Origin of the sequence: Polaromonas sp. (assembly GCF_035638815.1) — a bacterium.
Taxonomy (GTDB): domain Bacteria; phylum Pseudomonadota; class Gammaproteobacteria; order Burkholderiales; family Burkholderiaceae_C; genus Polaromonas.
Map to the genome: position 1 here is coordinate 67,520 of NZ_DASQZG010000009.1, position 18,738 is coordinate 86,257.

Genomic DNA, 18,738 nt, shown 5'->3' on the forward strand with positions numbered 1-18,738 from the left:
GCAATGCCGCGTGCATGAATGACGGTTCCATGTTCCGACGATGATGCGCAAAGCGCGTCATCGTCTCCCCGCATCTGCATCCGCTCCCGCAGCAACCTCTTCTGTATGCGCTGAGGAGCGCAGGTTCAGACGGATAAGGGCTGGCGTTGTTTGAGCGAAGCGAGTTTAGCCAGACCCCGGCTGGACCGAGCACCGCAGGCTGCCCGTAGCGAAGCGAAGGGACGCAGACAGTAGGGTCGCCTTTCTTTTGGGTACTTTTCTTTGGCGACGCAAAGAAAAGGACCTCGCCCGCCGGGGCGAGACCCGGCTTATAGGCACACCACGAAAGCACGAGGCTCACGAACATGGATCCCGGATCAAGTCCGGGATGACAGGCGGGACGAAAAAAGCAGCTCAACCTCAAACCGGCCAAACCACCCCTTTGTCATTAAGAATCGCATCCAGCGGCACATCATGCGGCTCTGCATCCAGATCAGGCAGCCAGCCGTTGCTGAAACCCAAACCAACCGTGAAAGGCCGAGGCTGCAGCGCCGCGAGTGTCCGGTCATAAAACCCGCCGCCATACCCAAGCCGAAAACCTCCGGGTCCATGACCCACACAGGGCACAAATAGCAGGGTCGGCACGATCAACTCTGTGTCCTTGGGTTTGGGTATGCCGTAGGCATCCTCTTCCATCGGGCATCCGGGATACCAGGCATGAAACGTCAGGGTTTTATGCGCTTTGTTCACCACCGGCAGCCCAATCTTGCGGGGCGAACGGCTGGCCAGATCCTCAGTTACGGTTTGCGTTGCACCATCCGGCACCAGAGGGGTCTGGGGCTCAAAGAACTCACCCAGCATCACGTCCTCCTGCCAACGGTAAAGCGCAGGCAAAGGATCAAACTCGCCCTTGATTGGCCAGTAAGCTCCTATGGCCGTGTCTTTGCGGCCTACCAGCCATATCCGCATGACCGTCTGCAAAAGGTCGGCGCGTTCTGCCCGATCAGGCAGGCTCAGGCGTTGCTCGATCAACGCTTTTCGTGCGGTTAATTTGTCCATAATGTCCTGATGCTATCCAAATTTATTCATACAGCCCTGATTTCCGCTCTGCCCTGCTGCGTGATGCTTATGCCCGCATGGGCTCAGAACAACAGTTCCCGGGGTGACGATGTCGTGCTCGAGATGAGCCAGGCCTCCAAACGCGGCGACAAGGCGCGCCTTGCGCAGTTGCTGCCACAGGCACGGGGACATGCACTGGAACCTTGGGCCGCGTATTGGGAGTTGAAAGCCAGGCTCGGGGAAGCCAGCGCGCAGGAGGTTCAGGAATTTCTCACGCGCTATGCGGGCAGTTATCAGGAAGACCGTTTGCGCAACGACTGGCTGCTGCTGCTTGGCCAGCGGCGTGACTGGGCCGCCTTTGCAGCGGAGTACCCCAACTACCGCATGGGTGACGACAAGGAAGTGCGTTGTTATGCCTTGCTGGTCGAGCACCTGAAAAACCCTGCAGCCGACGCACGGCTCGCCGATGAAGTCAGGAAAAACTGGATGGCCCAGCGCGATGCTGGCGATGGTTGCACCTCTGCCGCAGCGCGGCTGGTTGGCACCAGACAGCTGAGCACGCATGATGTCTGGGTCAAGGCCAGGCTGGCCACCGATATCAACAGGCCACGCGCCGCGCGCGAAGCCGTCGAGATCATTGCACCCGACGCGCTGAATCTGCTGGCGGAGCTCAACGCCAGCCCCGTCAAATTTCTGAGCACAAAGATGCTGGCGATCAGGGACGTGCGCCGCGAAATCATTGTGCTGGCGCTGGTCAAGCTGGCAACCACTGATGCTGACGGTGCCGCGCGATTTATGGAAGACAAGTGGGGCATGCAGTTGACGGGCGAGGAGCGCAACTGGGTCTGGGGCTCCATCGGAAAACAGGCGGCGAGCCGCCTGAGCAGCGATGCGCTTGGCTATTTTGCGAAAGCAAGCAAGGACGCCGATCTGAGCGACGACATGCTGGCCTGGAAGGTGCGCGCTGCCTTGCGTGCAGAGCGCGAGCCCCGCTGGCCGCTGGTGCTCTCCGCCGTCAATGCCATGAGCGAAGAAGCGCGCAAGGATCCGACCTGGGTGTACTGGAAAGCACGCGCCCTGCTCAGCAACGCGCCCGCCCCCACTGCCAGTGGGACTGTTTCACCGCAGCGCGCAGAGGCACTGGCCCTGCTCCAGTCGATCGCCTCTGTGCGCGGGTTTTACGAACAGCTCGCGCTGGAGGATCTGGGTCAAAAAATCACAGTGCCAGCACGACCCGCACCCATAAGCCCCGAAGAAAAAGAAGCCGCACGGCTGAACCCCGGCCTTAACCGCGCCGCGTATGCCATCGCGCTCGGTCTGCGCCCTGAAGGAACACGCGAGTGGAACTACAGCACCAACCTGCATCAACGTGGGGGCATGAGTGACCGCGAATTGCTGGCTGCAGCGCAGTTTGCGTGTGACCGCGCCATCTGGGACCGCTGCATCAACACAAGCGAGCGGACCAAAACCGAAATCGATTTCGAGCAGCGTTTCCCCATGCCGTTTCGCGACGCGGTCATCCAGCGCAGTCAGGCCATCGGCCTGAGCCCCGCCTACGTGTACGGTCTGATCCGTCAGGAGTCGCGTTTCATCATGGATGCCCGCTCGGGTGTGGGTGCATCGGGCCTGATGCAGGTGATGCCGGCCACCGCACGCGAAACCGCGCGCCACATTGGCATGACTGGCTTTACCGCCAACCAGATCAACGACCGCGACACCAACATCATCATTGGCACGGCCTACCTCAAGCGCGCGCTGGATGACTTTGGCGGATCCATGGCACTGGCTGCAGCCGCCTACAACGCGGGGCCAGGAAGGCCGCGCAACTGGCGTAACGGCCCCGTGCTCGATGCAGCCATCTGGGCCGAGAACGTGCCGTTTAATGAGACCCGCGACTATGTGAAAAAAGTGTTGTCCAACACGACCAACTACGCGGCATTGATGACCGGACAGGCTCAATCCTTGAAAGCGCGACTGGGCACCGTCGGGCCGCGCGAGGCAGCGGCACCGCCGGTCGATGAAAAGATGCCCTGAAATTTGCTACGAAATACATAGCAAACAATTGCCGTCCTTCATGGGCAAACGGCAGAAAACCTTCACAAGCCGTGACGGCATGCCGCATTTGCTGTAGGTTTTCGCCTATTCCGAAGCCTGCCGTCGCTGGATAAGCTTGGGATTTTTGGCAGGAAGCTCATGGACACTCATTGGTGGCAGCAAGTAGTCAGCACCGTCGCGACAGAATTCTCGGATCTGCCCGACGCGGCTCAAACCACGCGCATGCTGGTACGCCTGCTGATGGCCGCGTTGCTCGGAGGTCTGCTTGGCTGGGAGCGGGAAAGCAAGGGCCAGGCTGCGGGCGTGCGCACCCATATGCTGGTGGCCATGGGCGCGGCGCTGTTTGTGGTGGTGTCGGCCCAAATCGAAATGGGTCAGGAAGACCTCAGCCGGGTCATTCAGGGCATCGTTGCCGGGGTTGGGTTTCTGTGCGCGGGCACGATCCTCAAAAGCGACAACCAGGGAGACGTGAAAGGGCTGACAACGGCTGCCGGCCTGTGGCTGACTGCGGCAGTGGGCGTAGCTGCCGGTCTTGGGCGCGAAACCACTGCGGTCCTTGCGACAGTATTGGCATTGGCCATCCTGTCGCTGATGCCGGTCCTGATACGGACACGGGCAAAACCGGCGTCAATGCTGGTGTCTGCCGACGCGAGCGAGGACGCGAAACCCCCGGTAGTCAGTCCTTGAGCCGCTGCGAGACAAACTCACCTTCGTATTCCCTGGCAAGCGAAAGCTTCTCAGCCTCACTGAGTACCTTGCCGGCGAGCTGAAAAATTCCCTGCTCTTCATCGTTCAGATGATGGTGAACCTTTTGATGCAACTCTTTGGCGACTGCAATCCACGCCGGTGAACTCGGGTCCGTTTCCTCCAGCTTTTCAACCAGCTCGTCCATCTCATGGTGTTCTGCAATGCCGTGGCGTGACGGCTCCTGCGTCATGTCGTGCGCAATCAGCGGCACGTAAAAAAAGCGTTCCTCAGCGGCGGCATGGGCGGCCAGTTCGGTTTTCAAGGCCTTGAACAGCGAATCCCGGTCAGGACTGGCGCCCGAGGTTTTGATGAGGTTGTCGGCCAGCTGGCGCTGGGTTTCGTGGCTGGTGCGCAGGGCTTCAAAAATGTTCATTTCGCGATTCTGGACGCTCGCGAGCAAAAACGCTGTAGGCCAGCAACCCAGCGCAAGACAAGACGCCGCCTTTCAGCGCAGGGTGTTTTGAGGTGCCGCTCTATACACCGGTGCACGTGAAGGCGTCTAATGTCGCGTATGAAAAAAATATTGATTCTTGGCGGCACTGGTTTTCTGGGTCGCCATGTTTGCGAAAAACTGACCCGTCTCCAGTGGCGTGTCTCTGTCCCCACGCGGCGCGAGTCCAATGCCAGAGACATTCAGATGCTCCCCGCGCTGGAGGTGGTGACAGCCAACGTGCACGACGAGGCCACCCTGACTAGGCTGGTTGCCGGGCATGACGCAGTGGTCAATCTGGTGGCCATCCTGCACGGGAGCCAGGAGGCTTTTGACAAGGCCCATGTGCAGTTACCGCAAAAACTAGCGCGGGCCTGTGCGGCGACAGGCGTGCAGCGCGTGATTCACGTCAGCGCCATCGGCGCCGATACGCGCAACCCCAATGGTGCGCCGTCGATGTACATGCGCAGCAAGGGTCACGGTGAAGTGGCTCTGCACCAGCCCGGCCTGGCGCTGACGGTTTTGCGGCCCAGTGTGATTTTTGGCGTCGGCGACAGCTTTCTCAACATGTTTGTCCAGCTGCAAAAAATCTTTCCAGTCATGCCACTGGCCGGCAGCCACGCCCTGTTCCAGCCGGTGTGGGTCGAGGACGTGGCGCAGGCTATCGTGCACTGTCTGCAGGATGCGCACACCAGTGCCACAGTCGGCCACACCTTCGAGGCCTGTGGGCCCGATATCTTTACCCTCAAGCAGCTCGTTCAGATGGCGGGGCATTTTGCGGGAATCAACCAGGGCCAGGGACGACCCGTGATCCCTCTGCCGGACAGCCTGGGTCGACTGCAGGCGAGCCTGATGGCGCTGGTACCCGGTGAGCCCCTGATGAGCCGTGACAACCTGGCGTCGATGACCGTTCCCAACATTGCCAGCGGCAACCTTCCGGGACTTGAGGCACTGGGAATCACACCCGCTTCGCTGGAGGCCGTGGGACCGACTTACCTGGGGCCCACCAGCGGCGGCTGGGGTCTGCGCAGTCACCTCACACTGAAGCGGAAAACAGCCGGACGGTTCTGATTTCTGCGGTCAGGCTGAAGTGGGTCGCTAGCCGCGCGCATCAATTTCTCCTCTTTTTTGCATCAATGCCGCATGGGCGGGACGATAGGATGGCGCTTGTTTAGACGCTGTCACACAACGGAAACCCCATGCTCAAACTCTTCTTTGGCAACAAAAACTATTCGTCCTGGTCCATGCGCCCCTGGGTGCTGCTCAAGCAGGCGGGCATCCCCTTTGAGGAGGTCAAGCTGCGCTTTGACTCGTTTGACGACAGCTCTGACTTCAAGAAGACCGTCAACAGTGTGACGCCGGTTGGCAAGGTGCCCGTCCTGGTAGACGGCGACCTGGCGGTGTGGGACACGCTGGCCATCGCGGAATACCTGGCCGAGCAGCACCCTGATAAAAAACTGTGGCCGGCGGATGTCAAGGCCCGTGCTCGCGCCCGTAGCATCTGCGCCGAAATGCACAGCGGGTTTGGCGCGCTGCGCTCAGCCTGCCCCATGAACATTGAGGCCGATCTGCCTGACACGGGCGCCCTGATCTGGCGCGACAAGCCTGCGGTTCGTGCTGATGTGCAACGCATCATTGCGATGTGGAGCGAGCTGCTGGCCGAACACAAGGGCCCCATGCTGTTTGGCGCCTTCACCATTGCCGACGCCTACTATGCGCCGGTGGCCATGCGCCTGGCCACCTACGCGTTACCGGTTCCCCCGCAGATTACCGCCTACATCCAGCGCCTGAGCGCCCTGCCTGGCGTGAAGGCGTGGATCGACGACGCCAAAGCCGAAAACGATTTCCGCGCCTTTGAAGAACCGTACCGAATGTCGCGATGACGACCGCCCACACGCCCCACTGGGGCAAGGTCATGAGCGTGATGGTGACACCCTTTGACGCCAACGGCGCGCTGGATCTGGACGCCGCGCAAGGTCTGGCACGCTGGCTGGCGGCACGCGGCAACGACGGCCTGGTGGTTGCCGCCACGACGGGCGAAGCGTCCACACTGAGCGACAGCGAGCGCTGCGACCTGCTGCGGGCAGTCAGCGAAGCCGTGACCATTCCCGTCCTGGCAGGCACGGGCAGTAACGACACGGCGCACAGTGTCGCCCTGACCCGGCAGGCCGCAGCGCTGGGCGCGGCCGGGGTGCTGGTGGTGAGCCCCTACTACAACCGCCCGCCGCAGGCTGGCATTGAAGCGCACTTTCGCGCGGTAGCAGCGTCCACGTCATTGCCGGTCATGCTGTATGACGTACCGGTGCGCACCGGACGCCGCATCAGCCATGAGGTGCTGGTGCGCCTGCTGCGTGAGGTGCCCAACATTGTGGCACTCAAGGACGCCACGGGAGATGCGCCCGCTGCGGCTGCGCTCCTGGCAGATGTTGGCGCATTTGATCTGTATTCAGGCGACGACGGCAACACACTGCCGCTGCTGGCCGTGGGCGCCGTCGGCGTGGTGGGCACCTCCACACACTGGACCGGGCCCGAGTTTCAGGCCATCATCGATGCCTTTGACCGTGGCGACGTCCGGCTTGCGCGCCAGATCAATGCCCTGCTGCTGCCCTCGCTGCGTTTTGTCAACACGGACACCTCGGTGTACGCCATGTCGGTCAAAGCCATGATGCGCGCCCTGGGCCAGGCAGTTGGCGAGTGCCGACTCCCATTGCCCCCAGCGCCGGCTGGCACGGAAGAACAGGCGGGCCTGGTGTGGAACGAGCTGAAAGCGGCAGCTTCTGCAATCCTGCCCGGCACGCCGTAAACAGAATAGAAAGCCTTCCCACATGGTCACCATTTACCTGAGATATGTCCTGAATACCCAGAAACTCAAGGAGTTTGAGCACTACGGCAAGCTGTGGATTCCGCTGGTGGAGAAATTTGGCGGAAAGCATCATGGCTACTTCATGCCCAGCGAGGGTGCCAGCAACATCGCGCTGGCCCTCTTCAGCTTTGAAAGCCTCACAGCTTACGAAACTTACCGCTTGCGATCATTTGAAGACGAGCAATGCCAGGCGGCCTTCCGGTTTGCCGAAGAAACCCAGTGCATCGTGAGTTACGAACGCAGTTTTTTTCGCCCGGTTTTCTCCTAAGCGGCCCGGCGCTGCGCGGGCCGCCGCACGCCGTCTGGCAGATGTCAATTGGCATTTGCCTCGGGGTAAAGCCCCTTCAAACAGCCTGATCCGACTGGTGGATGCGGCTGATCCGGTCTACCATGGAGTCGTAGCGACACCGCCCATGGCCCCAATGGATTCAGACGCCCAGCCCCCCTCACCTGATACCGCTCGCCGCCCGTCAATGCCGACGCCAGCCGGTGCTTCATTCGGGGACAGCGCGCTTTCCCTGAACCTGCTGCTCCACAACCTCCCCGGTATGGTTTACCGCTGCCTGAACGATGCCGACTGGACCATGATCTTCATCAGCTCCGGGGCGCTGGCACTGACGGGTCATCCACCCGAAAAATTTGCGCCCGGGGGTGGGGTGACCTTCGCAGAGTTGATCCATCCGGACGACCGCGACGGCGTCCAGGCTGGCGTCCAGAAGGCCATCTCGGAGATGTCACCTTTTCGCATGACCTATCGGATCTTCACGGCCGACGGGACACTTAAGTGGGTGTTTGAGCAGGGCAGTGCCGTCCATTCGGCCTCTGGTGACTTTGATGGCCTGGAAGGGTTCATCACCGACATCACTGAACGCAAAGAGGCAGAGCAGGCGCTTCAGCAAAGCGAACAACGCTTTCGGGCAAGCAGCGAGCAGCTGGCCAGTCAGAGCGAAACGCTCACCACCATCACTGAGTCACTTGGCGCCTACGTCGACAACGGCGACTGGAAAAGCGCGTTTGGCCGGTTGTTAAAGGGAGCCATGACGCAAACCCAGAGCGAGTATGGCTTTATCGGCGTGGTGGTTGACGGGCAAAAACTGCGCGTGCTTGCCCTGGAGGGCATTGTCTGGGACCGGGTGACGAACCGGGAGTTTTACGAACGCGCCATGCACAACTATGAGCAGGAGGGTTACCTGGTTTTTGAAAGACTTGACAATCTGTTTGGCAAGGCCGTGACCTCCGGACAGGTGGTCATTGCCAATGAGCCCGACCATCACGCCAATGCCGCCGGGCGTCCCCAGGGCCACCCACCCATGCACAGTTTTCTGGGCGTACCCATCAAGGCCGGGGGCGAGGTTTGTGGCGTGGTTGCCCTGGCCAACCGGGTCGGCGGGTACTCCGCCGAAGAGCAGTCCTGCATTGAAGCCCTGGTGAAATACGCGGGCGGCATATGCGTGACTTACCTGGAGCGAGAACGCGCTCACACGCTCGCTCTTGAACGCGAAAAAGCCCATCAGGATCTTTTTGCCAGTGAAACCCGCTTTCGCGAACTGGCAGCAAACATCGATGAAGTGTTTTACAGTTTTGACGCAAAGACCAGCGAGACCATCTACATCAGTCCTGCCTACGAAACCGTGTGGGGCCGCAGCTGCGAAAGCCTTTACGCCGACCCGCGGTCGATCCGTGAATCCTTCCACCCTGAGGATACGCACAAGATCAGGGACGCTTTTACCCGGCAGCGGTCTGGCAAGCAGACGGAAGTCGAGTTCCGGATCCGCCGCCCTGATGGACAGGAACGCTGGATTTCTGATCGGGCTTACCCCGTGTTGGGCGCGGACGGAGGCGTTACGCGGATCGTCGGGACCGCACAGGACATCACTGCCCGCAGAGTTGCAGAGCAGGCATTGGCTGACAGCGAAAAACGCTATGAAACGCTGTTCGAATCCGGCCCCACGCCGATGTGGGTATTTGATGAGGAGACGCGCCGAATTGTTGCGGTCAATCGCGCCACCGCCGCTGAATACGGGTATTCCGAATCCGAACTTCTGAGCATGAGCCTTTACGACCTCAGACCGGAGGAAGACCGCGAACTGCTGGACAAGCTGCTTGCCTTGCCACCCATCAACCTGAAGGTGGACCCGCGTGCGCCCGTGAGACACAAGCGCAAGGATGGCAGTGTTTTCTGGGCGCGCGCCATTTCGCGTTACGTCACCTACGCCGGTCGCCAGGCGCGGTTTGTCGTGGCTTACGACATATCGGACCAGGTCAAGGCCGAAGAAAGTTTGCAGAACCACCTTTTTACCCTGCAACGAGCTGCCGATGCGGCGCAGGTGATCACGGCTCACCAGACGCTGAAAGCCACCATCCAGGAGGTGGCAGATCAGGCCCGGGGCGTGATTGGAGCCCACCAGGCGGTCGTCACCCTCGCCCTGGAAGACGACTCGGCCCAGACGCACACGGTGATGTCGCTGTCCGACAAGTACACCGGGCAAACGGGCCATGTCCAGCCACTCGACGTCATCGGGCTGTGTGCGCTGGTTTGCGAGGCCAACCGGCCCATGCGCCTGACTCAGGCGGAGCTGGAAACGCACCCGCGATGGCGACGGGCGGGACCGGATGAGTCTGTGAATCGGGCGATGAGGGGCTGGCTGGCCGTTCCGCTGACAGGGCGTGACGGCCGCAATATCGGACTGCTGCAGCTGTCGGATAAATACGAGGGTGAATTCAGCCTGCAGGACGAATATGTTGCTGTCGAGCTTGCCCAGCTGGCGTCGATTGCGATCGAAAATGCAAGACTGTTTGAACAGGTCAAGCTGTTCAATGCAAACCTGGAGCGCAAGGTAGCCGAGCGGACCGCCGCACTGTCGCGGCAGGAGGCATTGTTTCGTGCACTGGCAGAGCAGGCTCCCGAGGTGGTGTGGACGGCGGAAGTGCACGGCGGACTGAGTTACGTTAACCGTCGCTGGTACGAGATGATGGGCGGAACCGCCGACGACTGGCTCGGTACGCGCTGGTATAGCGCGGTTCATCCTGCAGACCGCGAGGAAGTGGCGGCCAACTGGGATCGATGCGCAGAAAGCGGCGCCGTTTTTACCGGCATCCGGCGGCTGCTGGCGGTTGATGGCACCTATCACACGATGTCGTACCGCGCATCACCCGTTCGGGATGACGATCAGGAAATCCTCTTCTGGGTCGGCATCGATTCAGACATCACCGAACTCAAGGCCATCGAAACCGCGCTGCGTGTTTCCAACCAGGAGCTTGAGACTTTTTCCTACTCGGTGTCTCACGATTTGCGATCGCCGCTCAACACCGTGAACGGATTCAGCAGCCTGCTGGCGCGCCACCTCGACGGCTCACCCGACGCCAAGGTCAAGCACTACATCACCCGGATTCAGGCGGGCGTGGGACAAATGGGGCAGCTCATTGAGGGTTTACTGGATCTGGCCCAGGTCTCGCGTGCGGCCTTGCGCCGCGAGGATGTGGATCTGAGCGAGATGGCGACGAATATCCTGGAGCACTTGCAGGCCCGCGATCCGGAACGGGTGGTCCACATCGACATAGAAAGCGGCCTGTCAACGCGCGGCGACACCAGCCTGCTAAGGGCCGCCATGGAAAATCTGCTCGGCAACGCCTGGAAGTTTTCTTCGCGGCAACCTGAGGCCAGCATTTCAGTGGGATACAGCAGCGAAGCCGGCGCCTTTTATGTCAGGGACAACGGTGCCGGGTTTGACATGGCCTATGCGGACAAGCTGTTTGGAACTTTCCAGCGCCTGCATGCGGTGACCGAGTTTCCGGGCACGGGCATTGGGCTGGCCACTGTGAACCGCATTGTTCTGCGCCATGGCGGGCGTATCTGGGCCGACTCCGCGCCGGGCGCCGGTGCTACCTTTTTCATCGCCCTGCCGGGCCCGGCGCCGTCTGCCAGCTCCGGCTTTGGCGACCTTGACTGATCGCACACAATATCTTCTGCACAGTGGGAGCCTACACTTGAGGCATGAAAATTTTCATGGTTGGCGGCGCGGTGCGCGATGCCCTGCTGGGCTTGCCGGTACAGGACCGCGACTGGGTGGTGGTTGGCGCCACGCCTGAGGAACTCACCGCACTTGGGTTTCTGCCGGTGGGCAAGGACTTTCCGGTGTTTCTCCATCCCCGGACCCGGGAAGAATACGCACTGGCGCGCACCGAACGCAAAACAGCACGCGGCTACCGCGGCTTTGAGATCCACGCAGCGCCGGATGTCACCCTGCAGGAAGACCTGGCCCGTCGCGACCTCACTATCAATTCAGTAGCATATCCCGACCGTGCTGAAAGGGCCAACGGCCAATTTGACCTTGATTCTGCTGCCCTGATCGATCCATACGGCGGGCAGAGGGATCTGGCTGACAAAGTGCTCCGGCACGTTACCGACGCCTTTCGTGAAGACCCGGTCCGCATCCTGCGCACCGCGCGTTTTGCCGCACGTTTTGCCGACTTCACCGTAGCCCCCGAAACCATGGCCTTGATGAAACATATGGTTGAGGCAGGTGAGGCCGATGCACTGGTCGCTGAAAGAGTCTGGCAGGAACTGGCTCGCGGCCTGATGGAAGCCAAACCGTCACGCATGTTTGAAGTGCTGCGCGAATGCGGTGCCTTGAAAAAACTGCTGCCTGAAGTCGACAAACTGTGGGGTGTGCCGCAACGCGCGGACTACCACCCGGAAGTTGACACCGGGATTCACTTGATGATGGTGCTGGACATGTCGGCGCAGCTGCAGGCTGACCTTGCCGTGCGTTTTGCCTGCCTCTGCCATGACCTGGGCAAAGGCACGACGCCTGCTGACGTGCTGCCACGGCACATCGGCCACGAGGAGCGCAGCGCGCGGCTGCTGCTGAAAGTGTGCGAGCGACTGCGCGTCCCGGTTGAATGCCGTGAGCTGGCCGACGTGGTGGCACGTGAGCACGGCAACACTCACCGCAGTGCCGATCTGGCCGCCGCAGCCATCGTGCGCCTGCTGGAGCGTTGTGATGCCTTTCGCAAGCCGCAGCGTTTTGATCAAATCCTGCTGGCTTGTGAATGCGATGCACGCGGTCGCCTGGGTCTGCACGATCAGCCTTATCCGCAGCGTCCGCGCTTGCTGGCCGCACTGACCAGCGCGCAAAGTGTGGACACGGCCAGCGTTGCTGCCAGCGCCATGTCGGCTGGGAGCAGCGGCAAACAGATTGGCGAGCTGATCCAGCGCGCCCGCACACAAGCCGTCGGCCAGTGGCTGGCATCACTTGAAGCGCCTGCCAATCCGTTGGCAGCGCCTTGAGGCTGGTGGCCAACAGCCGGGTTGTCTTGCTATGCTCGCCCCATGGCTCATCTGCTGATTGCTGAAGACGACGAATTGCTGCGCGACGCCCTGGCGGCGCAGCTGGTGCAGGGTGGGTACAGCGTGGCTTGTGTGGCCAACGGTGCAGAGGCGCGCCAGATGCTGGAGTCGACCCGGTTTGACGGCGTCATTCTGGACCTGGGGCTGCCGCTGATTGACGGCATGGACGTGCTGCGCTGGATACGCCAGCGCCTGCTGGCATTGCCGGTCCTCATCCTGACCGCGCGCGACGGTGTGGACGACCGGGTGCAGGGCCTGAACGCCGGCGCGGATGACTACCTCACCAAACCTTTCATGATGGCCGAGCTCCAGGCGCGGCTGCAGGCCATGCTCAGGCGCTCTCGCCTGCCGGCCTTTGGGGGATCGCTGGAGATCAGCGCCGCCGGCGCCAACAAGCTGCGCGTGGATGCTGTGCTACCGCGCGCCTGGCTGGGCGAAGACGCTCTGGAACTGACCCAGCGCGAGTGGGCGCTGTTGTCCCTGCTGGTGGCCAATGCCGGGCAGGTGGTCAGCCGCGAAGACGTGCTCACGGCCTGGCAGGCCGAGGCCGCCGAGAGCGGCGTGGGGTCCAACGCGCTTGAAGTTTATGTGCACAGACTGCGGCGCAAGCTGGGTGAGTCGTCGGGTCTGAACATTCGCAATGTGCGGGGTTTGGGCTATATGCTCGAATCAGTCGTCGAGTGAAACAAACCGCCCAAACGCCAGCGCCTGGCCTGTCGCTGCGGCGGCAGCTGCTGCTGTGGCTGCTGCTGCCGCAACTGGTGCTGTGGCTCGCTGGCGGTGTACTGGCCTGGCGCGTGGCACTGAACTACGCCGAAAAAGGAATTGATCAGTCCCTCACGCAATCGGTGCGGTCTCTCGCGCGGCAGGTCAAGCCCATTGGGTCAGGACTGCTGGTGGACTTTCCAAGGGCGGCTCAGGACATTCTTGAGCAGGACCCCACAGACCGCGTGGGCTACATGGTGTCGTCGCCACCCGGCCAGTTTGTTTTGGGCAACGGGCAGTTGCCCCCACCGCCCGGTAATCTTGTGATTGAAGCTGGTGAGCCGCTGATCTACGAAGCACGGCTGGCCGACAAGGCCGTGCGCGTGGCCCTGCTTGAAGTGAACTATGGCGACGCGGACTCTCCGCAGCGCCTGCGCGTGCAGATTGCCAAAAGCCTGGCTGTGCAACAGCGCATTGCGCGCGAGCTGGTAGCCGACATGCTGCTACCGCTGCTGGTGTTGAGCCTGCTGCTGGGCGCGCTGGTGTATGCCGGCATCACGCGCGGGCTGCGTCCTCTAAAACGATTGGAAGCACAACTGGGTGATCGCACCGGACGCACGCTGCCTGCCCTGCCGCTGATCGAGTTAACGCAGGCACCACAGGAAGTCCACTCATTGGCCACGGCCGTTAACCAGTTGCTGGACGCCGTGCGGCGCAGCGTCGGTCAGGAAAAGCGCTTTCTCAACGACGCAGCGCATCAGTTGCGCACCCCCCTGGCAGGACTGGTGAGCCAGACCGAACTGGCGCTGCAGGAGACCAGCCTCCCCGCGATAAAAGACCGCGTGGTGAAGGTTCATGCCGGGGCGCTGCGCAGCGCCCATCTGGTGCATCAGTTGCTGTCGCTGGCTCGCACCGAGGCCGAGGTGAATCTGCAGTCGCTGGATCTTGCGGCACTGGCGCGTGAGGTTGCCCGCGAATGGACGCCCAAGGCGCTGGCGGCCGGCGTAGATCTGGGCTATGAGGGCGAAGACACGCTTTTGGTGCAAGGCGAAAAGCTGTTGCTGCGTGAGTCCATGAACAACCTCATCGATAACGCGCTTCACTACGCAGGCCGCGGCGCCACGGTTACTGTCAGGGTGCGCAGCGAGGCCGGGCAGGGAGTGCTGGAAGTGGAAGATGACGGACCCGGCTTGTCTGGAAGCGACAGGGGCCATGTGTTTGAGCGCTTCTGGCGCGCCAGCGAGTTGCCCGGCGGCTGCGGTCTGGGCCTGGCCATCGTGGCTGAAATTGCCAACCGGCATGGCGGCACGGCCAGCGCGCACGCTGTGCTGCCTACAGGCCTGCTGGTGCGGCTGGCGCTGCCCTTAAGTGCCTAACCAGGTAGCTACAGGCGTGCGCCGCTGGCCGCATCAAACCAGTTGGCATGTTCGGGGCTCAGTTGCAGCCCCACCGCGTCGCCTGGCCTTGCCTTGACTTGCGGCGAGGTGCGCACCGTGATGTCACCAAAACCGGTTCTGACCACCACATAGGTGTCCGCTCCGGTTGGCTCCACCACACTGACTTCGCCACGCCAGGGCGCGTCGCTGGTCAGGGTGATGTGTTCGGGTCGCATGCCAAGCACCGCCTCGCTCTGACTCGGGCATTTCAGGGGCAGGCTCGCGCCTTGTATGTCAAAAGTGCCTGTAGCCCCGTCATTACGCGCACGTCCAGCTATCAAATTCATAGTAGGCGAACCAATAAAGGACGCCACATAGGTGTTGGCCGGCCGGCTGTAAATGTCGTCGGGCGTGCCCAGCTGCTGAACCAGCCCGTCTTTCATGACCGCAATCCGGCTGCCCAGGGTCATCGCTTCAATCTGGTCGTGCGTGACATACACGCTGGTGATGCCGCTGAGCTGGTGCAAGCGCTTAATCTCGGCTCGCATTTCGACGCGCAACTTGGCGTCCAGGTTGGACAAAGGTTCGTCAAACAAAAAAAGTTGCGGCTTGCGCGCCAAAGCTCGGCCCATGGCCACCCGCTGGCGCTGGCCACCCGAAAGCTGAGCGGGCCGGCGGTCCAGCAGATGCGTGATTTGCAGCATGGTGGCCACTTCGTTAATGCGTTTATCCCGATCGGCCTTGGGCACCTTGCGCATCTCCAGCGCAAAGCCGATGTTCTCTGCCACGCTCATGGTGGGGTACAGCGCATAACTCTGAAACACCATGGCAATGTCGCGCGCGGCCGGCGGCACGCCCACCACGTTGCGGTCAGCAATCCGGATTTCACCCTCGGTCGGATCATCCAGTCCGGCAATGATGTTGAGCAAAGTGGACTTGCCGCACCCTGACGGCCCCACAAGAATCAGAAACTCACCGGGCGCAACGTCGATGTCGATGCGCTTGAGCACCTCGACCATTTTGTCGCCCTTGCCAAAGGTTTTCCGGATGCCGGAAACATGCAGTGCTGAAGCCATGGTGCTTATCCTTTCACGGCGCCAGCCGTGAGTCCTTTTACAAAATATTGGCCTGCGAGTACATAAATCAGGATGGTGGGCAAGCCGGCAATCATGGCTGCGGCCATGTCCACGTTGTAGTTCTTGACGCTGCTGCTGGTGTTGACCATGTTGTTCAAACCCACCGTCACCGGCTTGCTGTCGGCGCCGCTGAAAGCCACGCCAAACAAAAAGTCATTCCAGATGTTGGTGAATTGCCAGATCAGCGTGACCATCAGGATAGGCGTGGACAGCGGCACGATGATGCGAAGAAAAATCAGCCAGAAGCCAGCGCCATCAATGCGCGCCGCACTCACCAGCTCTTTGGGAATGGCAGCGTAGTAGTTGCGAAAGAACAGCGTGGTACCCGCAAGGCCGGCCAGGCAATGCACAAAAATCAGGCCGCCCACCGAGCTGGAAATGCCCAGCCAGCCCAGCACCTGACTCATGGGCAGCAGCACCACCTGAAACGGCATGAAGACACCAAACAGCATGAAGCCAAACAGCAGCTCGCTGCCGCGAAATTTCCACATGCTCAGCACATAACCATTGATCGCGCCCCAAAGTGTGGACAGCAGCACCGCGGGAAACACCATCAGGATCGAATTCCAGAAGAAGGGTTTGAGCCCCCGGCAATCCGTACCGGTGCAGGCGGTAGACCAGGCCAGACCCCAGGCTTCAAAGTTCAGACTCCCGGGCATTCTGAGCAAATTGCCGCTGCGGATTTCTTCAGCGTCTTTAAAGGACGTCGCCAGCATCACATACAGCGGCGCCAGAAAAAACAGGGCTGCAAGCAGCAGCACGGTGTAGAGCAAAACGCGCGAAAAACTTTTAGCGATCATGAGGCTTGCTCCGCAGTTCGCTGTAGAGATAGGGGACCACAATCGCCGCTACGGTAGCGAGCATCATGGTGGCGCTGGCCGCGCCCAGGCCAATTTGCCCGCGCGTGAAACTCATCACATACATAAAGGTTGCGGGCACGTCAGTTGCGTAGCCAGGGCCACCGCCAGTCAGGGCCATCACCAGGTCAAAACTCTTGATCGACAGATGCGACAACACCATGACGGTTGAAAACACCACCGGCCTCAGCATCGGCAAAATAATCCGCCAATAAATGCGCGGCAAACTTGCGCCATCAATCTGCGCAGCCTTGATGATGCTGTCGTCAATACCGCGCAAGCCAGCCAGAAACAGGGCCATGGCAAACCCGGCTGATTGCCATATGCCGGCCATCACCACGCAATAAATTGCAGTTTCGCTTTGCACCAGCCAGTCAAAGCTGAAGCTGGTCCAGCCGATGTCATGCATCAGTTTTTCCAGCCCCAGGCTGGGGTTAAGCATCCAGCGCCAGGCGGTGCCGGTGACGATGAAGGACAAGGCCATGGGGTACAGGTAAATGGTGCGCAGCACGCCTTCAGCGCGCACTTTCTGGTCCAGCACAATGGCCAGCGCCATGCCGATCAGCATGGCACCGCCGACGTACAGCACGCTGAAAATCCCGAGGTTCTTCAGCGCCAGCCACCAGCGGTCCATTTCCCACAGACGGGCGTACTGGGCCAAGCCTACAAACTCGTCGTAGTTGGGCAGCATGCGTGACGCGGTCAGGGACAACACCCCGTTCCAGATCATCAGCCCGTAAATAAAGGCCAGGCCCAGCACAAAGCCAGGCGCAATCACCAGCTTGGGCAGGACTGACTCAAAGGTCGGTTTCATGGGAGCAATTTCAAGGATAAGTCAGCCCCCACCTGCCGCGTGGGCAGATGGGAGAGATGCAAGAAGGCCCGCTTACTTGGTCGCTGCTGCGGACGTGATTTTTTTCATCGCGTCAGCCACAGTGATCTTGTCGTCATTCCAGAACTGGCTGACCACGTCCTTGATGGCGCCTTCAGCGGCGGGGCTGATGGCCATGCCGTGTGCGACGGAAGGCAGCAGACCACCGGTTTTGGCGGTGTCCACAAAGTCCTTGGTCGAAGTCTTGGCGCAGTCGTCAAACTTGTCCATCTTCATGTTCAGGCGCACGGGGATAGAGCCTTTGTTCAGGTTGAAGACTTCCTGAAACTCGGTGCCCATGATGCTGGCAGCCAGGTCACCCTGGGCTTTTTGCGCATCAGCGGCCTTGAGCTTGAACATGGCGAAGGAATCGACATTGAAGGTGTAGGCGTTGGCCGTGCCAGGGGCAGCGGCGCACAGGAAGTCTTTGCCCGGAACTTTGCCTGCGGCCAGAAACTCGCCCTTGGCCCAGTCGCCCATGAATTGAAAACCAGCTTTGCCCTGCATGACCATGGCGGTGGTCAGGTTCCAGTCACGCCCGGCAGAGGCTGCATCGGTGTAACCCTTGATCTTGCGGAAGGTCTCCAGCGATTTTTTCATGGTGTCGCTGTTCAGCGACTTGGGATCCAGCTTGATCAGTGCGTCGTTGTAAAACTTGGCGCCGCCCACACCCAGCACCACGGATTCAAACGTGGTGAAGTCCTGCCAGTTTTGACCACCATGGGCCACGGCGATCAAACCAGCGGCCTTGATCTTGTCAGCGGCCGCAAAAAACTCGTCATAAGTCTTGGGCATGCCTGCGACGCCGGCTTTTTTCAGCACTTCGGGGTTGGCCCACACCCAGTTGACGCGGTGCACATTGACGGGTGCAGCAACGTAGTTGCCTTTGTACTTCATGACATCGGCGACCACTTTGGGCAGCAGGGAGTCCCATTTTTCGGCTTTGGCCACGGTGTCCAGATTGGCCAGAACGCCCTCGGCGGCCCACTCCTGGATGGCCGGGCCCTTGATCTGGGCAGCGGCAGGTGGGTTGCCCGAAACCACACGGCTTTTCAGCACGGTTGCGGCGTTGTCACCACCGCCGCCAGCCACGGCGAAGTCTTTCCAGACGTGGCCTTTGGACTGCATGATCTTTTTCAGCTCGGCGATGGACTTGGCTTCGCCGCCGGACGTCCAGTAATGCAGGACTTCAACCTCACCGGCTTGGGCCGTCAGAGCGGCAGTGGCCAAAAAAACAGCAGCAGTCAGACTCGAAACTTTGAACATGGGGTCTCCTTGTTGGCGCCCTCTGCAGCATTGCCGGGGCATAA

At 60.9% G+C, this 18,738-nt stretch carries 16 protein-coding genes; 10 read left to right on the forward strand and 6 right to left on the reverse strand.

Features of this window, described 5'->3' with window-relative positions:
* Positions 1 to 399: 399 nt before the first annotated feature.
* Complete coding sequence (locus VE934_RS04230; protein WP_324884654.1) at positions 400 to 1,038, reverse strand: 5-formyltetrahydrofolate cyclo-ligase; 639 nt, start codon at positions 1,036 to 1,038, stop codon at positions 400 to 402.
* Positions 1,039 to 1,047: 9 nt separating this feature from the next.
* Between VE934_RS04230 and VE934_RS04235 the strand changes: the two genes are divergently transcribed.
* Positions 1,048 to 3,072, forward strand: a complete 2,025-nt coding sequence (locus tag VE934_RS04235) for a lytic transglycosylase domain-containing protein (protein WP_414693809.1) — start codon at positions 1,048 to 1,050, stop codon at positions 3,070 to 3,072.
* A gap of 159 nt (positions 3,073 to 3,231) precedes the next feature.
* Entirely contained in the window at positions 3,232 to 3,780 is a 549-nt protein-coding gene (locus VE934_RS04240) for an MgtC/SapB family protein (protein ID WP_324884656.1), read from the forward strand.
* Here VE934_RS04240 and VE934_RS04245 read toward each other — a convergent pair.
* Complete coding sequence (locus VE934_RS04245) at positions 3,770 to 4,213, reverse strand: hemerythrin domain-containing protein (protein ID WP_324884658.1); 444 nt, start codon at positions 4,211 to 4,213, stop codon at positions 3,770 to 3,772. The two genes, VE934_RS04240 and VE934_RS04245, sit on opposite strands and share 11 nt — an antisense overlap.
* Before the next feature lie 138 nt (positions 4,214 to 4,351).
* Here VE934_RS04245 and VE934_RS04250 point away from each other — a divergent pair, with 138 nt between their 5' ends.
* The 8 genes from VE934_RS04250 (at position 4,352) to VE934_RS04285 (ending at position 14,564) form a co-directional block, all read left to right on the forward strand.
* Positions 4,352 to 5,341, forward strand: a complete 990-nt coding sequence (locus VE934_RS04250) for a complex I NDUFA9 subunit family protein (RefSeq protein ID WP_324884660.1) — start codon at positions 4,352 to 4,354, stop codon at positions 5,339 to 5,341.
* Positions 5,342 to 5,469: 128 nt separating this feature from the next.
* The gene (locus tag VE934_RS04255) at positions 5,470 to 6,153 is read left to right on the forward strand and encodes a glutathione S-transferase family protein (RefSeq protein WP_324884662.1); all 684 of its coding nucleotides are present in this window, start codon (positions 5,470 to 5,472) and stop codon (positions 6,151 to 6,153) included.
* Entirely contained in the window at positions 6,150 to 7,073 is a 924-nt protein-coding gene (gene dapA, locus VE934_RS04260; protein WP_324884663.1) for a 4-hydroxy-tetrahydrodipicolinate synthase, read from the forward strand. The genes VE934_RS04255 and dapA overlap by 4 nt, the downstream gene beginning before the upstream one ends.
* 22 nt (positions 7,074 to 7,095) lie before the next feature.
* Positions 7,096 to 7,401, forward strand: coding sequence for an NIPSNAP family protein (locus VE934_RS04265; protein WP_324884665.1), 306 nt, complete (start codon positions 7,096 to 7,098; stop codon positions 7,399 to 7,401).
* A 205-nt stretch (positions 7,402 to 7,606) separates the two neighbouring features.
* On the forward strand, positions 7,607 to 11,083 hold the full coding sequence (locus VE934_RS04270) for a PAS domain S-box protein (protein WP_324884667.1): 3,477 nt from the start codon (positions 7,607 to 7,609) through the stop codon (positions 11,081 to 11,083).
* A 44-nt stretch (positions 11,084 to 11,127) separates the two neighbouring features.
* A complete protein-coding gene (locus tag VE934_RS04275; protein WP_324884669.1) occupies positions 11,128 to 12,423 on the forward strand; it encodes a multifunctional CCA addition/repair protein in 1,296 nt (431 codons plus the stop codon).
* A 42-nt stretch (positions 12,424 to 12,465) separates the two neighbouring features.
* Positions 12,466 to 13,167: a response regulator gene (locus tag VE934_RS04280; protein ID WP_324884671.1), complete on the forward strand. Its 702-nt coding sequence runs from the start codon at positions 12,466 to 12,468 to the stop codon at positions 13,165 to 13,167.
* On the forward strand, positions 13,164 to 14,564 hold the full coding sequence (locus tag VE934_RS04285; RefSeq protein ID WP_324884673.1) for a sensor histidine kinase: 1,401 nt from the start codon (positions 13,164 to 13,166) through the stop codon (positions 14,562 to 14,564). Before VE934_RS04280 ends, VE934_RS04285 begins: the two co-directional genes overlap by 4 nt.
* Positions 14,565 to 14,572: 8 nt before the next feature.
* Here VE934_RS04285 and VE934_RS04290 read toward each other — a convergent pair whose 3' ends face one another.
* From VE934_RS04290 to VE934_RS04305, 4 genes are all read right to left on the reverse strand, one after another.
* Positions 14,573 to 15,640, reverse strand: a complete 1,068-nt coding sequence (locus VE934_RS04290; RefSeq protein ID WP_324884675.1) for an ABC transporter ATP-binding protein — start codon at positions 15,638 to 15,640, stop codon at positions 14,573 to 14,575.
* Positions 15,641 to 15,645: 5 nt separating this feature from the next.
* Positions 15,646 to 16,500 (reverse strand): carbohydrate ABC transporter permease, encoded by an 855-nt coding sequence (locus VE934_RS04295; protein WP_324884677.1) that lies wholly within the window; start codon positions 16,498 to 16,500, stop codon positions 15,646 to 15,648.
* Positions 16,490 to 17,371: a sugar ABC transporter permease gene (locus VE934_RS04300; protein WP_324884679.1), complete on the reverse strand. Its 882-nt coding sequence runs from the start codon at positions 17,369 to 17,371 to the stop codon at positions 16,490 to 16,492. The genes VE934_RS04295 and VE934_RS04300 overlap by 11 nt, the downstream gene beginning before the upstream one ends.
* A 72-nt stretch (positions 17,372 to 17,443) precedes the next feature.
* Positions 17,444 to 18,694: an ABC transporter substrate-binding protein gene (locus VE934_RS04305; protein ID WP_324884681.1), complete on the reverse strand. Its 1,251-nt coding sequence runs from the start codon at positions 18,692 to 18,694 to the stop codon at positions 17,444 to 17,446.
* Between the last annotated feature and the right edge of the window lie 44 nt (positions 18,695 to 18,738).

Bases quoted from the DNA above. Each gene is read 5' to 3' on its own strand.
- VE934_RS04290 (WP_324884675.1), bottom strand. From the start codon at position 15,640: ATGGCTTCAGCACTGCATGTTTCCGGCATCCGGAAAACCTTTGGCAAG.
- VE934_RS04230 (WP_324884654.1), bottom strand. From the start codon at position 1,038: ATGGACAAATTAACCGCACGAAAAGCGTTGATCGAGCAACGCCTGAGC.
- VE934_RS04305 (WP_324884681.1), bottom strand. From the start codon at position 18,694: ATGTTCAAAGTTTCGAGTCTGACTGCTGCTGTTTTTTTGGCCACTGCC.
- dapA (WP_324884663.1), top strand. From the start codon at position 6,150: ATGACGACCGCCCACACGCCCCACTGGGGCAAGGTCATGAGCGTGATG.
- VE934_RS04245 (WP_324884658.1), bottom strand. From the start codon at position 4,213: ATGAACATTTTTGAAGCCCTGCGCACCAGCCACGAAACCCAGCGCCAG.
- VE934_RS04255 (WP_324884662.1), top strand. From the start codon at position 5,470: ATGCTCAAACTCTTCTTTGGCAACAAAAACTATTCGTCCTGGTCCATG.
- VE934_RS04275 (WP_324884669.1), top strand. From the start codon at position 11,128: ATGAAAATTTTCATGGTTGGCGGCGCGGTGCGCGATGCCCTGCTGGGC.
- VE934_RS04250 (WP_324884660.1), top strand. From the start codon at position 4,352: ATGAAAAAAATATTGATTCTTGGCGGCACTGGTTTTCTGGGTCGCCAT.
- VE934_RS04270 (WP_324884667.1), top strand. From the start codon at position 7,607: ATGCCGACGCCAGCCGGTGCTTCATTCGGGGACAGCGCGCTTTCCCTG.
- VE934_RS04280 (WP_324884671.1), top strand. From the start codon at position 12,466: ATGGCTCATCTGCTGATTGCTGAAGACGACGAATTGCTGCGCGACGCC.
- VE934_RS04235 (WP_414693809.1), top strand. From the start codon at position 1,048: ATGCTATCCAAATTTATTCATACAGCCCTGATTTCCGCTCTGCCCTGC.
- VE934_RS04295 (WP_324884677.1), bottom strand. From the start codon at position 16,500: ATGATCGCTAAAAGTTTTTCGCGCGTTTTGCTCTACACCGTGCTGCTG.
- VE934_RS04240 (WP_324884656.1), top strand. From the start codon at position 3,232: ATGGACACTCATTGGTGGCAGCAAGTAGTCAGCACCGTCGCGACAGAA.
- VE934_RS04300 (WP_324884679.1), bottom strand. From the start codon at position 17,371: ATGAAACCGACCTTTGAGTCAGTCCTGCCCAAGCTGGTGATTGCGCCT.
- VE934_RS04265 (WP_324884665.1), top strand. From the start codon at position 7,096: ATGGTCACCATTTACCTGAGATATGTCCTGAATACCCAGAAACTCAAG.